We start from the raw sequence: 14008 nt of genomic DNA, 5'->3' as shown, positions 1-14008 counted from the left end.
TTCGCAAGAGCAAGCCAAGCGATAGTGACAGCGGAGCCTTCTCTCTCGCCAACACAACCCGCATTTGCTACCACACGTGTCAGCCTCGCCAACCGATAAATCCGCCGCCTAAACTAGGCTGCCAGAGACTCACACTGCCAGCCTCAGTTATTGAGCGCTCACTCTCGACGAATAACCAATCCCCCAATAACCGTACAGCCGTGCATAACCTTGCCACCGAACTCTCCCCGTATCATTCGCATAAAAAAGAATAATTATGCAAACAGTGCATAAACCATAGAATGCAGGTGTACGCACGTTGAGAGGCATAATCTAGATCTCGATATCGTCATCCCCGGCACAACGCCTCACGGCGGTAAACGACAGGCAAAAAAAAAGCGACCCGTAGGTCGCTTTTTTCACGCAGAAATGAGACTTAACGTCTGCCGGCCTTGCTGGTCAGCTCGATAACCCGAAGTTTTGCCAGGGCTTTCGCCAGTTCCGCTGAGGCCTGAGCATAATCGATATCCCCGTGCGAACTTTTGATCTGCTCTTCGGCACGGCGTTTTGCTTCCTGTGCCCGCGCCAGATCCAAGTCCTGCCCACGGATAGCGGTATCCGCCAGTACGGTTACGGAAGTCGGCTGCACCTCAAGGATGCCGCCGGAAAGGTAAATCACCTCTTCCTTACCGTGCTGTTTGACGATCCGCACCATGCCCGGCTTAATGGCAGTCAGCAGTGGGGTGTGACCGGATAAAATACCCAGCTCACCTTCACTACCGGTCACCTGAATGGTTTCTACCAGACCGGAAAAAATACGTTTTTCCGCACTGACCACATCCAGATGAAAAGTTATTGCAGCCATATTGCCCTCCTCAACGAAGCATTAGTACTTCTTGGCTTTCTCAACCGCTTCGTCGATGCCACCGACCATGTAGAAGGCCTGTTCTGGCAGGTGGTCGAAATCACCTTCCAAAATGCCTTTAAAGCCACGGATGGTTTCCTTCAGCGGCACATATTTGCCCGGAGAACCGGTAAATACTTCGGCCACGAAGAATGGCTGGGACAAGAAACGCTCGATCTTACGCGCACGAGCTACAATCAGCTTATCCTGCTCGGACAGTTCGTCCATACCCAGGATGGCGATTATGTCTTTCAGCTCTTTATAACGCTGCAGCACAGACTGCACTTCACGGGCCACATCATAGTGCTCTTGACCTACCACCAGCGGATCCAGCTGACGAGAGGTCGAGTCCAGCGGGTCAACCGCAGGATAGATACCCAGTGACGCAATCTGACGGCTCAGTACCACGGTCGCATCCAAGTGGGCGAAGGTGGTTGCTGGTGACGGGTCAGTCAAGTCATCCGCAGGTACGTATACCGCCTGTACCGAGGTAATAGAACCGGTACGGGTAGAGGTAATACGCTCTTGCAGTACACCCATCTCTTCCGCCAGCGTTGGCTGATAACCTACCGCAGAAGGCATACGGCCCAGCAGTGCCGATACTTCGGTCCCCGCCAGGGTATAACGGTAGATGTTATCGATGAACAGCAGTACGTCACGACCTTCATCACGGAATTTCTCCGCAATGGTCAGGCCGGTCAGTGCTACGCGCAGACGGTTACCTGGCGGCTCGTTCATCTGACCGTACACCAGGGATACTTTGTCCAGTACGTTGGAGTCTGTCATTTCGTGGTAGAAGTCGTTACCTTCACGGGTACGCTCACCCACGCCCGCAAACACGGAATAACCGGAGTGCTCGATCGCGATGTTACGGATCAGCTCCATCATGTTTACGGTTTTACCTACACCGGCACCACCGAACAGACCGACTTTACCGCCTTTCGCAAACGGGCATACCAGGTCGATAACCTTGATACCGGTTTCCAGCAGTTCAGTGCTGTTAGCCTGATCTTCGTAGCTTGGTGCTTCACGGTGGATCACCCAGCGATCTTGTTCACCGATTGGACCTTTCTGGTCAATCGGGTTACCCAACACATCCATGATCCGGCCCAGTGTTTCCACACCCACCGGTACAGTGATAGGAGCACCAGTATTGTGCGCTTTCAGACCGCGTTTGAGGCCATCAGAGGCACCCATCGCGATACAGCGAACAACACCACCACCCAGCTGCTGCTGCACTTCCAGTACCAGCTCAGCACCCTCAACTGTCAGTGCATCGTACACCTGAGGTACAGCGTCCTGCGGGAACTCTACGTCCACCACGGCGCCGATGATCTGGACGACGTTTCCAGTAGCCATCTTGAATCCTCTAAAGTAATTCGTTTGCCCTTAAACCGCTGCTGCGCCAGATACAATCTCGCTCAGCTCCTGAGTAATGCTGGCCTGACGGGCTTTGTTGTACACCAGTTTCAGGTCATTAATCAGGTTGCCGGCGTTATCGGTCGCCGCCTTCATTGCCACCATCCGGGCCGCTTGCTCACAGGCGAGGTTCTCAACCACACCTTGATAAACCTGCGATTCGATAAAACGCGACAGCAGGGTATCTAACAGCGGTTTTGGATCAGGCTCATACAGATAATCCCACTTATGGCTTGGGATATCGTTTTCATCCGGTTTAGGTAAGGGCAGAAGCTGATCGATCGTCGGTACCTGAGACATGGTGTTCACAAACTTGTTGTACACCACGTGCAACTGATCCAAGCGACCTTCGTCATAAGCCTGCAGCATCACCTTCACCGGCCCGATCAAATCGGACAGGCTCGGGGTATCGCCCAGACCATTGGTCTGCGCTACCACTTTGGCTCCCGCGGAACTGAAGAATCCCGTGGCTTTTGAACCAATCAGCGCGACCTCAACTGCGACGCCTTTATCACTCCAACCTTTCATGTCGTTCAGGGTTTTCTTGAACAAGTTAATGTTCAAGCCCCCGCACAGGCCACGATCGGTGGAGATAATCAAGTAGCCGACACGCTTGATATCTCGTTGTTCCAGGTACGGATGCTTGTACTCCAGATTACCAAGCGCGATATGACCGATCACCTTACGCATAGTTTCGGCATACGGACGACTGGCAGCCATGCGCTCCTGCGTTTTACGCATCTTGGAGGCGGCCACCATTTCCATAGCCTTGGTGATCTTCTGTGTGCTTTGCACACTAGCGATCTTTGTTCGTATCTCTTTTGCGCTGGCCATCTCTGCCTCTCCGTCATGACGGGGCAGCGACTTACGCCGCTGCCCGACAGGTTACCAGGTCTGGGTTGCCTTGAAGGTATCCAGAATAGACTTAAAGCCATTCTCGATCTCTTCGTTGTAACCACCCGTTTGGTTAATCTGTGCCATCAGCTCAGCGTGGTCACGCTGGGCGAAGGAAAGCAGAGCAGCTTCAAAGTCGCCAATCTTGTTCAGAGTGATGTCGTCCAGATAGCCACGCTCTGCCGCGAACAGCACCAGCGCCTGAGCCGCAACGGACATCGGGGCATACTGTTTCTGCTTCAGCAGTTCAGTCACTTTCTGACCGTGCGCCAGCTGCTTACGGGTCGCATCATCCAGATCGGAAGCAAACTGCGCGAACGCCGCCAGTTCACGGTACTGTGCCAGTGCGGTACGGATACCACCGGACAGTTTCTTGATGATCTTGGTCTGCGCCGCACCACCCACACGGGATACGGAGATCCCTGGGTTAACCGCAGGACGGATACCGGCGTTGAACAGGTTAGATTCCAAGAAGATCTGACCGTCAGTAATCGAAATCACGTTGGTTGGCACGAACGCCGAAACGTCGCCCGCCTGAGTTTCGATAATTGGCAGCGCAGTCAGAGAACCGGTTTGGCCTTTTACCGCACCGTTGGTGTAGCGTTCTACATAGTCCGCGTTAACACGGGCCGCACGCTCCAGCAGACGGGAGTGCAGATAGAACACGTCACCTGGGTACGCTTCACGACCAGGCGGACGGCGCAGCAGCAGGGAAATCTGACGATAAGCAACAGCTTGCTTAGACAGGTCATCGTATACGATCAGCGCATCTTCACCGCGGTCACGGAAGTATTCACCCATGGCACAACCGGAGTACGGCGCTAGGTATTGCAGAGCCGCAGATTCAGACGCTGATGCCACCACAACAATGGTGTTAGCCAGTGCGCCGTGCTCATCCAGCTTACGTACCACGTTAGCAATGGTGGACGCTTTCTGGCCGATGGCCACGTACACACACTTAATGCCGGAGTCGCGCTGGTTGATGATGGCATCGATCGCCAGCGCGGTTTTACCGGTCTGACGGTCACCGATGATCAGCTCACGCTGACCACGACCGATTGGGATCATGGCATCGACAGACTTATAGCCGGTCTGTACTGGCTGGTCGACCGATTGACGATCGATAACGCCCGGTGCAATCACTTCAACTGGCGAGAAGCCATCGTTGTCGATAGCGCCTTTACCGTCGATAGGTTCACCCAGGGTGTTAACCACACGGCCCAACAGACCACGACCTACCGGCACTTCCAGAATACGACCGGTACAAGTGACTTTCATGCCCTCAGCCAGATCGGCATACGGACCCATCACTACCGCACCTACAGAGTCACGCTCCAAGTTCAGTGCGATGGCATAACGGTTACCCGGCAGTGCGATCATCTCACCCTGCATTACATCGGCCAGGCCGTGAATGCGGATGATCCCGTCACTTACCGAAACAATAGTACCTTCGTTGCGAGCCTCGCTCACAACATTGAACTGAGCAATGCGCTGCTTGATCAGTTCGCTGATTTCGGTGGAATTCAGTTGCATGCTCCAGTCCCCTTAAGACTGCAACGATTCTGTGAGACGAGCTAAGCGGCCTCGGATCGAACCATCGATCACCAGGTCACCGGCGCGAATGATCACGCCGCCCATCACAGAATTCTCTAGGTTGCAATTCAGCTTAACTTTACGCGCCAAACGCTTTTCCATGGCTGCGATAATTTTATTCTGTTGTTCTTCCGTCAGTGGGGTGGCGGAGGTGACATCCACTTCCACTGTGGCTTCATACGCCGTGCGCAACTCAACAAATTGCATCAGAACATCAGATAACGCGGCCAGGCGGTGGTTTTCAGCCATCACCCGGATCAGGTTCTGGCCATGCGAATCGAGCTGTTCGCCACATACGGCAATAAACAAATCCGCCAATGCTTCCGGTGCTAACGCACCATCAAGCAATCCGGCAATCTGCTCATTGCGGGCAACTTGCGCGGCAAAGTCCAACATAGACTGCCACGCCTCAATCGCATTGTGTTCAACCGCAAAGTCAAATGCTGCTTTAGCGTAGGGACGGGCAACAGTAGTCATTGTTGACATAAGCCCTACCCTCCTTACAGTTCAGCAACCAATTTATCGACGATGTCGCTGTTAGCAGCTTCATCCACAGAACGCTCCAGGATTTTCTCCGCACCGGCAATGGCCAGTGCAGCCACCTGCTTACGCAGTTCCTCACGAGCACGCTTACGCTCAGCATCAATTTCTGCCTGACCTTGCGCAATGATCTTCTGACGCTCAGCATCAGCTTCAGTGCGCGCTTCATCCAGAATCAGCGCTTTACGCTTGTTCGCCTGTTCAATAATGGCCGCAGCCTGAACTTTGGCGTCTTTCAGCTGTTCCGCCATTTTGGCCTGAACCAGCTCCAAATCTTTGGCTGCACGATCTGACGCAGCCAGACCATCAGCAATCTTTTTCTGACGTTCTTCAATGGCAGCGATCAATGGTGGCCAAACGAGTTTCATGCAGAACCAGACAAATAACATGAACGAAATTGCCTGACCCAGCAGAGTTGCGTTGATATTCACAACGGCATCTCCCTAACAGTTAAGTGGCCGCGGAAAATTAACCCTGCAACAGACCCACAAACGGGTTAGCGAATACGAAGAACAGCGCGATACCTACGGCGATCATGGAAATCGCATCCAGCAGACCTGCGACGATAAACATTTTAACTTGCAGAGCAGGGGCCATTTCAGGTTGACGAGCAGAAGCTTCCAGGAATTTACCACCCAAAATCGCAAAGCCGATAGCAGTACCCAGTGCGGCCAGACCGATCATGATAGCAACACCGATGATAGTAATGCTAATTACAGTTTCCATGGTTATCTCCAATTTATGTTTATAAACAGCCAGTTATTAAGGTTATGGGGGTCACAATTAATGATCTGAATCCGTATGCGCCATACTCAGGTACACCACGGTCAGCATCATGAAAATGAATGCCTGCAGGGTGATAACCAGAATGTGGAAGATGGCCCAACCGAGTTGCAAGAACGTAGCGATAAAGCCCGAACCCAAACCGGCGGTGTACATCACAGCAATCAGGATAAAAATTAACTCGCCGGCATACATGTTACCGAACAGACGCAAAGACAATGAGATTGGCTTGGCCAGTAAGGTCACGAGTTCCAGAACGAAGTTAAAGGGGATCATGAGCGGGTGGTTAAAAGGATGCAGCGTCAGCTCTTTGATAAAGCCCTTCGGTCCTTTTACTTTCACGCTATAGAAGATGATTAAGCAGAACACACCCAGTGACAACGCAAAGGTTGTATTCAGGTCAGTGGTAGGAACCACACGCAGATAAGGAATGCCCATCAGGCTGGCCGCTTGCGGCAGGAAATCGACCGGGATCAAGTCCATGGCGTTCATCAGGAACACCCAGACAAAAATGGTCAGCGCAAGTGGCGCGATAGTGTTGTTACGACTTTGGAAGGTATCACGTACCGTTTGGTCTACGAATTCGACCAGCATTTCGACGGCACACTGCAGTTTCCCCGGGACTCCGGAGGTGGCTTTCACCGCAACACGATAAAATAACCACAAAAACAGACAGCCAATGACGGCACCAAAAAAGAGCGTATCCAGATGGAATGTCCAAAACCCCTGCCCCACCGACAGGTTTGTCAGGTGGTGCTGGATATATCCGGACGGCGTGAGAGCTTCACCCGATGCAGACATGATGCTTCCTACTCGTTGTTGTTAAAAATTACCGGTGCCAACAGGTTCACTGCCAACACAGCCAAATAGGTCAAGCACAAAGGAAGGAGTAACACATCCATGTACCTGTAAACCAATGCAAAAAGCGCAACTGTTACAAAAATTTTGGTGAGTTCTCCCACCATAAACGAACGCATGACTTGCTCAGAGTGCAGTGCGCCGCCGTAGCGAAACGCGAACCAAGCAAACAGAGCATTGGGGATCAGAACCACCACGCCACACGCTAATGCGGACCAACCCCATTGTAGGCGGTACACACTAAACAACAGACTACACAACAGCACCACACTGGCTTGGATCCACCAGATCCGGCGCGCAAAACGGCGTCCGGCAAGGGTTAATACAGACATCTCGCCCTTCTGATTGATAAGTGCCAGCCAACAGGTACTCCGCGGCTGTCTTTAATTCTTCCCTGCACTTGCAGGCGGTATTTTTTTATTACTCAGCCAAGCGGTGCCGAATAAAACGAAATTATACGGAGTCGGTATATCAATGCAATCTGTTAGCAGCAAAAACACGCTAAATTGTTTACATTTGGTAAACACAAACCGCTTATTTTGTACAATAAATAAGAATGCTTGTAATGCAAAAGAAAAAGGATGTCAGTAATATTTAACCTAACTTAATCAACTAGATAAATATAAACAGCCTGTTCTTTCTTATGCCGACGACGCGCCGCCATTGCATTGATGCTAAATATAAACACCCTAACTGCCGCGCAGCCTATTCTCCCGGCGTTTGACCGGAGAATAATATTACATAATGATGCTACGATTTCATTCTGTTGCAACAAGATATTCTTATCACATCCAAGAAAATCGATTCAGCCTCAACATAACCGGTAATTGCATTATGTTTTGAGGAAAACATCACAAAAAAATACGTCCGTTTGGTAACTATACATGTCGCGCCATTCTACGCGGATCACGCCAGCATCATGTAAATAGCACTCAACCAGATGCAAAACCAGCCCTTAGCTATGCCACTTTACTCATAGCAGAATAAGGCGGTATTTTGCGCCGACAGATGTAACACCGCCGCTGGTGGTTACCCACAGCGGCGGTTATCGATAGTCGCGCTTATTGTACTTTGCGGATCAGCACCAGATGTCGCTCGGCATCCAGCTCCGGCACCTGCAGCGGAATAATTTGCTGGATTTGGCACCAAGCCGGCAATGGGTCACTGGCCGTATCAGGCGCCACGCCTTTGAGAGCATAAAACAGCCCTTGGTCAGCAGCCGGCAAATGATGACACCAATCCACCATATCCTGCAGTGATGCAAAGGCACGGCTCAGTACGCCATCAAACCCCTGCTCCGGCTGGAACTCTTCCACCCGACTTTGCACAGGGATGATATTGGTTAAGCCTAATTCGTGTTGTACCTGACGGATAAAACGAATGCGCTTGCCTAAGCTATCCAGCAGCGTAAAGGATTTATCTGGATTCATGATAGCCAATGGGATCCCAGGTAAACCCGGACCAGTACCGACATCAATAAAGCGCTCGCCTTGTAAGTAAGGACTTACCACGATGCTATCCAGAATATGCTTTATCAGCATTTCTTGCGGATCGCGCACCGAGGTCAGGTTATACGCTTTGTTCCATTTATCCAGCAGACCGACAAAGGCCAGCAGTTGCTGTTTTTGCTGATCGGACACGGAAAGTGCCGTCTGCGCCAGCAGACGGTCTAAAGTTTGCGCTAACATGCGTTACAGTTTCCTTGAAGGCTACGCGCCATCGCCGTTATGCGGTGCGACGCAACAGACCTTGTTTTTTCAACCACACCAGTAAGATAGACACCGCGGCTGGGGTAATCCCCGAGATCCGCGAAGCTTGGCCAATACTGGTGGGTTTATGATCGTTGAGTTTGGCAATCACTTCGTTAGACAGCCCGTTCACTTGGCGATAATCCAGATCCGCTGGCAACGGGGTGTTTTCGTGTCGCAATTGCTTTTCAATTTCATCTTGCTGGCGCGCGATGTAACCGGCGTATTTCACCTGAATTTCAACTTGCTCGGCTGCTTGCGCATCAGCCAGCGCCGGCGCAAAGGCCTCCAGAGCAGTCAAAGTGGCGTAATCCATCTCAGGGCGACGCAGCAGATCTTCACCGCTGGCTTCCCGTGACAGTGGCGCGGAAATCACAGCGTTCACAGCATCGACACCTAAGCTGGTCGGATTGACCCAGGTTGAACGCAGACGCTGACGCTCCAACTCGATGTTTTCCAACTTCTCGCTAAAGCGCGCCCAACGCTCGTCATCCACCAGACCTAACTGACGACCGGTTTCAGTTAAGCGCAGATCGGCGTTGTCTTCACGCAGCAGCAGTCGGTACTCCGCCCGAGAGGTAAACATGCGGTATGGCTCTTGGGTCCCTAAGGTACACAAGTCGTCCACCAGCACGCCCAAATACGCTTGGTCGCGACGCGGGAACCAGCCCTCTTTTTCTTGGGCGAACAAACCGGCGTTCAAACCCGCCAGCAAACCTTGCGCCGCTGCTTCTTCGTAACCGGTGGTACCGTTGATCTGACCGGCAAAGAACAGACCACGGATCACTTTGCTTTCCAGCGTCTGTTTCAGATCGCGTGGATCGAAGAAATCATACTCGATCGCATAACCTGGACGGACGATATTGACGTTTTCCAAGCCGCGGATCGAACGCACGATCGCCATCTGCACGTCAAAAGGCAAGCTGGTGGAGATCCCGTTCGGGTAAATTTCGTGACTGGTCAGCCCTTCTGGCTCTAAGAAGACTTGGTGTCCGTTACGATCACCAAAGCGCATCACTTTGTCTTCGATCGATGGGCAATAACGCGGCCCGATCCCTTCGATGATCCCGGCATACATTGGACTGCGATCCAAGTTAGCACGGATCACATCGTGAGTACGCTCATTGGTGTGGGTGATGTAGCACGGCATCTGCTCTGGATGCTCACTGGTATCGCCCAAGAATGAGAAGACTGGCGCAGGATTATCACCCCACTGCTGCTGCAGGGCAGAAAAATCGATAGTACGCGCATCTAAACGCGGTGGCGTACCGGTTTTGAGACGCTTAACACGCAGTGGAAGCTCGCGCAGACGGTGCGATAGCGCGACTGCGGGTGGATCGCCCGCACGGCCGCCGCTGTAGTTTTCCAACCCGATATGGATCTTGCCATCGAGGAAAGTACCCACGGTTAACACCACCGCTTTGGCGCGGAACTTCAAGCCCATCTGGGTGACGGCGCCTACTACCTGATCATTTTCTACGATCAGATCGTCGACTGCTTGCTGGAAGATCTGCAGGTTAGGTTGATTTTCCAGTGCGGTGCGCACCGCTTGGCGGTACAGCACACGGTCGGCTTGAGCGCGGGTTGCCCGAACGGCTGGGCCTTTGCTGGCATTGAGAATGCGGAATTGGATACCGGCACGATCGGTGGCACGGGCCATCAGACCGCCCAAGGCATCGAGCTCTTTGACCAAGTGCCCCTTGCCGATCCCACCGATCGCAGGGTTGCAAGACATGTGCCCTAATGTATCGACATTATGGGTCAACAGGAGTGTCCGCAGTCCCATGCGGGCAGATGCCATCGCGGCTTCGGTACCGGCGTGTCCGCCACCGATCACGATGATGTCAAAGGGATCCGGGTAAAACATGATCACCACACCTCGGTTTGTGCGTTAACAAGATCTTCTTGGGGGAATTATTCGCTAAGGATCACGGATTCTACTTAAGTTTAGGTCGTAAGGGAAACCGGAATTGATCTGGCTTAAAAGAAAATAAAGATCTTTTTATATAGAGATCTTTTGTTGGATCTTCTATTAGGATCGCACGATCTTGTGGATAAGGATGAATTGATCAACGAGATCATTCAGTTACCAAGGATCATTTACTGTGGAAGATCCGTGATCCTAGGGCGGACAAGCTGGGATCAAAAGTGGGGTTTATCCACAGAGGCCTGAGACATGGTGAGTTGTTCTTTGAATAAATACCGGTTATCCCTGTGTATGATCAGTGCTTATCCACAGAGATCCACAGTGATAACCGAAAAATATTTTTTACTGTTTATCCAGTAAAGTTATCCACTGCTCAAGCCAGACCTCGGCCGGATCTTCGGGGATAACTCCGGTGCTTACATCAATTTCTAAGCGTTCACCGATCCGTTGCGCGCCTTTGGCTTGCAGAACCTGATCTAAGGTTTTCACCGCCTGACAAAAGGTATCGTAAGCTTGGCTACCCAAACCAATCAGGCCATAGCGCAGGTCGTGCAGATCGGTACTTTGTTGCAGTTGCTGCAGCAGCGGTTGCAGGTTATCGGGAACCTCACCAGCTCCGTGGGTTGAGCTGATCAGCAGCCACAGGCTATCGGAGGGGATGTCGCTCAGCTGTGGACCGTGTAAAACCTCAGTGGCATAGCCTTGCTGCTGTAACAGGCTTTCCAGATGTTCCGCCACATATTCGGCGCCGCCGAGAGTGCTGCCGGTGATCAAGCTGATGGATGTCATAACAATACTTACCTGTACTAACTCGTATTTGCCTAGCGCGTATTTACTCAGGACGCGGTATCAACACGATCTTACGTTGTGATGGCGGTCATTGTATGCCGGGATCGTACCCTTGCCTAGAGTTGGGAAGATCGTGTGGATAACTTTTCTGATCCGGTGATTTGCATCCACTGAACGGTGTGGGCGTCGTTGGTGTGTGGATCATCCGTAAAGTGGGGATCCACTCGGTTTTCGGCCCTTTAATGGCTTAGCGCGTCTGTTGCACGCATTTATCGCTAACAGGTTATGACGTGGCACAGAGTATGATCGGTGCGTCATGTTGACTACGGAGATCCGTTTGCCGCCTGCTTTTCCGGTGTCCTAAGGACAAGTCCCGAGAGCGTTTATGGTTCGTTGCTGGTATGGCAACGGAAGGCGGCCTTAAAGAGCATGTTGGCCGACAGGGACGACAGCACATGCGTAACCTGAAGTGATACCGAGCTTGGCCATGAGGTGTTTCCTGTCTTTGCTATCGCGTTGGCGTTCGTTGCCATTTTCCCCCCTGCGTACGGGGTATAGCACCTATCTTTATGATATCTCTGCTATTGCCTTATTGTTGCTACCGTTAACGCTCGCCAATGCGCTGACGGTGCTGTCGGGGCAAGCCCTGTCGTATGCCCATTGGCCGGCTGCCGCTGCGCAGTTATTTCACCTGTCCGATATTCTGATCAACTTATACCCGCTGGCCCTGTGCGTGGTGATCAGCTACTACCTATCGCATAAGACCTCGTTTAACAGCGCCGCGTTTATTTTGTATGCCTTGACCTTGCTCTATGTGGTGTCGGGCGTGAACGGTCTGTTTGCTGGCACCTTGCATCTGCCGAATAATCCGTTGTTGGCCATGCTCAGTGCGGTCATCACGCTGCTGTTTTGTCGCTGCTTTCGGTTTCGGGAGTTGCAGCCACAATCGGCAGATTTTGCCCTGTTATTGCTACGCCAAGTCGGTCAATTTTTACTGTTTTGCTTGCTGGCGCTGTGGGTGGCGGCGCTGACAAGAGCCGGGATTGCACTGTTTACTGGGCTGCTTAGCCATTATCGCCCCGATCCGCTGACCTTGAGCGGCGGTTTGATGTATCAATTTATTCTGGGCGCCCTCGGTTCGGTGGGCATTAACGGGCATAACTTTTTATTGTCCGTGAAACAGATGCTGTTTGCGGTGACTCAAGAGAATTTAGCCGCGTGGCAGGCTGGGCAAGCGCCGCTGCATACCATTAGCCAAGGCTTTTATGATGCATTTTTGTCGATGGGTGGCTCGGGTAACAGCATTTCCCTACTGCTGTGTATTTTGCTGTTTTCTCGTGATCGTAAACACTTGATGCTGGCTTTTGCTGCCTTGCCGATGGTGCTGTTTAACATCAATGAAGTGTTGCTGTTTGGCTTACCGATTATTTTTAACCCCTTGCTGATCATTCCTTTTATTGGAGTGCCGTTGGTCAGTTTTGTGCTGGCTTATCTGGCGATCAGTTATGGATGGGTCAGCCCTGTGGTGACCATTGTCGATTGGATGACGCCGCCGCTATTAAGTGGCTATCTGGCAATGGGCGAGCAGGTGAGCGGGGCGCTGTTGCAACTACTGCTGATTGTAGTGGGGACGGCGCTGTATCGGCCATTTTATCTGGCCTTTGCTGGCCAAGGGCAACGGATGGGGTCTGCGGTCACCAGTGGTGTGGAGCGCGTGACCTTTAGTGCATTGCTCGCAGAGATGCGCGCATCGGCGCAGGCCAGTTTGCAGCGCGCCAATGCCCAGCGGCGGGTGACGCGAATTTTGCGTACGGGCGCACTGGTGATGCACTATCAGCGTCAGCACGCTGTGCAAGGTGAGGCTGGGCACTGTTTTGAGGCATTGCTGCGCTACCGTGATGCTAGTGGGCTGTTGCATGGGCCGGCCTTTGTGGCCGATTTTCAGCTGTTGGATGCGATGCCAGAGCTGGATCGACGGGTGGTGGATCTGGTGTTGGCTGACCTACAACGCCTGCCTGCGGCGCCCAACATGCGCGTGAGCGTGAATATTTCGGCGCGCACCATCAGCCAAGCGGAGTTTGTGCCTTATTTGGCAGGGCGCTTGGCGCACTTTGGCATTGTGCCAACGCGGCTGGAGATTGAGATCACCGAAGAGGCGGCGTTGGATAACCGTTCACAGCTATTAGACACCATGCAAGCGTTGCAGGCGATGGGTTGTCAGGTGGCGATGGATGATTTTGGCGCCGGTTTTGCCTCTTTCCCTCATCTGATGAAATACCCATTCGATAAAGTGAAATTGGATCGCTCATTACTGCTGGACTGCACGGCGCCGAAAGGGCGTGAGTTATACCGCTTGTTGGTACAAATCGGTCAGTTGGCGCCTTGTCAGGTGGTTGCCGAAGGGGTTGAAACTGAGCAGGAGCTGGCGTTTGTCAGCGAATGTGGCGTGGATCGGGTGCAAGGGTTCTTGATTGCCCGTCCGCAACCGCTGGAGGCGGTGAGTGAGTTTTTACGTGCTACAGAGAGTGACTTGCCGTAAGACCGTAAGACGTAGTGGCGTCTGTTTGCCGCGCT

Annotated in this window: 13 protein-coding genes; 1 reads left to right on the top strand and 12 read right to left on the bottom strand. The window is 52.4% G+C overall.

Features of this window, described 5'->3' with window-relative positions; translation table 11 throughout:
- Positions 1-415: 415 nt before the first annotated feature.
- The 12 genes from L975_RS04600 to mioC form a co-directional block, all read right to left on the bottom strand.
- Positions 416-844 carry a F0F1 ATP synthase subunit epsilon gene (locus L975_RS04600; protein ID WP_010863018.1) on the bottom strand — a complete coding sequence of 143 codons (429 nt, stop codon included), beginning with the start codon at positions 842-844 and terminating at the stop codon, positions 416-418.
- A gap of 21 nt (positions 845-865) precedes the next feature.
- The gene (atpD, locus tag L975_RS04595) at positions 866-2242 is read right to left on the bottom strand and encodes a F0F1 ATP synthase subunit beta (RefSeq protein ID WP_010863017.1); all 1377 of its coding nucleotides are present in this window, start codon (positions 2240-2242) and stop codon (positions 866-868) included.
- Between the two features lie 30 nt (positions 2243-2272).
- Positions 2273-3136 (bottom strand): F0F1 ATP synthase subunit gamma, encoded by an 864-nt coding sequence (gene atpG, locus L975_RS04590; protein WP_010863016.1) that lies wholly within the window; start codon positions 3134-3136, stop codon positions 2273-2275.
- A gap of 51 nt (positions 3137-3187) precedes the next feature.
- On the bottom strand, positions 3188-4729 hold the full coding sequence (gene atpA / locus L975_RS04585) for a F0F1 ATP synthase subunit alpha (protein ID WP_010863015.1): 1542 nt from the start codon (positions 4727-4729) through the stop codon (positions 3188-3190).
- Positions 4730-4741: 12 nt separating this feature from the next.
- Positions 4742-5275, bottom strand: coding sequence for a F0F1 ATP synthase subunit delta (gene atpH, locus L975_RS04580; protein ID WP_010863014.1), 534 nt, complete (start codon positions 5273-5275; stop codon positions 4742-4744).
- Positions 5276-5289: 14 nt separating this feature from the next.
- Positions 5290-5760 carry a F0F1 ATP synthase subunit B gene (atpF, locus tag L975_RS04575; RefSeq protein WP_010863013.1) on the bottom strand — a complete coding sequence of 157 codons (471 nt, stop codon included), beginning with the start codon at positions 5758-5760 and terminating at the stop codon, positions 5290-5292.
- 37 nt (positions 5761-5797) lie between these two features.
- Positions 5798-6055, bottom strand: a complete 258-nt coding sequence (atpE, locus tag L975_RS04570; protein WP_010863012.1) for a F0F1 ATP synthase subunit C — start codon at positions 6053-6055, stop codon at positions 5798-5800.
- 57 nt (positions 6056-6112) lie between these two features.
- On the bottom strand, positions 6113-6913 hold the full coding sequence (gene atpB, locus L975_RS04565) for a F0F1 ATP synthase subunit A (protein ID WP_010863011.1): 801 nt from the start codon (positions 6911-6913) through the stop codon (positions 6113-6115).
- An 8-nt stretch (positions 6914-6921) separates the two neighbouring features.
- Positions 6922-7302: an ATP synthase subunit I gene (locus L975_RS04560; RefSeq protein WP_010863010.1), complete on the bottom strand. Its 381-nt coding sequence runs from the start codon at positions 7300-7302 to the stop codon at positions 6922-6924.
- 729 nt (positions 7303-8031) lie between these two features.
- The gene (gene rsmG, locus L975_RS04555; protein ID WP_010863009.1) at positions 8032-8658 is read right to left on the bottom strand and encodes a 16S rRNA (guanine(527)-N(7))-methyltransferase RsmG; all 627 of its coding nucleotides are present in this window, start codon (positions 8656-8658) and stop codon (positions 8032-8034) included.
- A 37-nt stretch (positions 8659-8695) separates the two neighbouring features.
- A complete protein-coding gene (gene mnmG / locus L975_RS04550; RefSeq protein ID WP_047707423.1) occupies positions 8696-10585 on the bottom strand; it encodes a tRNA uridine-5-carboxymethylaminomethyl(34) synthesis enzyme MnmG in 1890 nt (629 codons plus the stop codon).
- Positions 10586-10987: 402 nt separating this feature from the next.
- Positions 10988-11434 (bottom strand): FMN-binding protein MioC, encoded by a 447-nt coding sequence (gene mioC, locus L975_RS04545; protein ID WP_047707422.1) that lies wholly within the window; start codon positions 11432-11434, stop codon positions 10988-10990.
- A 487-nt stretch (positions 11435-11921) separates the two neighbouring features.
- Between mioC and L975_RS04540 the strand changes: the two genes are divergently transcribed.
- Positions 11922-13973 (top strand): EAL domain-containing protein, encoded by a 2052-nt coding sequence (locus L975_RS04540; RefSeq protein ID WP_052181268.1) that lies wholly within the window; start codon positions 11922-11924, stop codon positions 13971-13973.
- The last annotated feature ends 35 nt before the right edge of the window (positions 13974-14008 follow it).

It is taken from the genome of Plesiomonas sp. ZOR0011, from assembly GCF_000800945.1.
Classification (GTDB): domain Bacteria; phylum Pseudomonadota; class Gammaproteobacteria; order Enterobacterales; family CAMTGL01; genus Plesiomonas; species Plesiomonas shigelloides.
Note: the sequence above shows the minus strand (reverse complement) of the source record. Positions and strands in the feature narration are given on the sequence as shown.

Excerpts from the sequence above, each read along its gene's own strand:
- mioC (WP_047707422.1), bottom strand. The coding sequence starts at position 11,434 with ATGACATCCATCAGCTTGATCACCGGCAGCACTCTCGGCGGCGCCGAA.
- atpB (WP_010863011.1), bottom strand. The coding sequence starts at position 6,913 with ATGTCTGCATCGGGTGAAGCTCTCACGCCGTCCGGATATATCCAGCAC.
- mnmG (WP_047707423.1), bottom strand. The coding sequence starts at position 10,585 with ATGTTTTACCCGGATCCCTTTGACATCATCGTGATCGGTGGCGGACAC.
- L975_RS04600 (WP_010863018.1), bottom strand. The coding sequence starts at position 844 with ATGGCTGCAATAACTTTTCATCTGGATGTGGTCAGTGCGGAAAAACGT.
- atpE (WP_010863012.1), bottom strand. The coding sequence starts at position 6,055 with ATGGAAACTGTAATTAGCATTACTATCATCGGTGTTGCTATCATGATC.
- L975_RS04560 (WP_010863010.1), bottom strand. The coding sequence starts at position 7,302 with ATGTCTGTATTAACCCTTGCCGGACGCCGTTTTGCGCGCCGGATCTGG.
- L975_RS04540 (WP_052181268.1), top strand. The coding sequence starts at position 11,922 with ATGAGGTGTTTCCTGTCTTTGCTATCGCGTTGGCGTTCGTTGCCATTT.
- atpH (WP_010863014.1), bottom strand. The coding sequence starts at position 5,275 with ATGTCAACAATGACTACTGTTGCCCGTCCCTACGCTAAAGCAGCATTT.
- rsmG (WP_010863009.1), bottom strand. The coding sequence starts at position 8,658 with ATGTTAGCGCAAACTTTAGACCGTCTGCTGGCGCAGACGGCACTTTCC.
- atpA (WP_010863015.1), bottom strand. The coding sequence starts at position 4,729 with ATGCAACTGAATTCCACCGAAATCAGCGAACTGATCAAGCAGCGCATT.
- atpG (WP_010863016.1), bottom strand. The coding sequence starts at position 3,136 with ATGGCCAGCGCAAAAGAGATACGAACAAAGATCGCTAGTGTGCAAAGC.
- atpD (WP_010863017.1), bottom strand. The coding sequence starts at position 2,242 with ATGGCTACTGGAAACGTCGTCCAGATCATCGGCGCCGTGGTGGACGTA.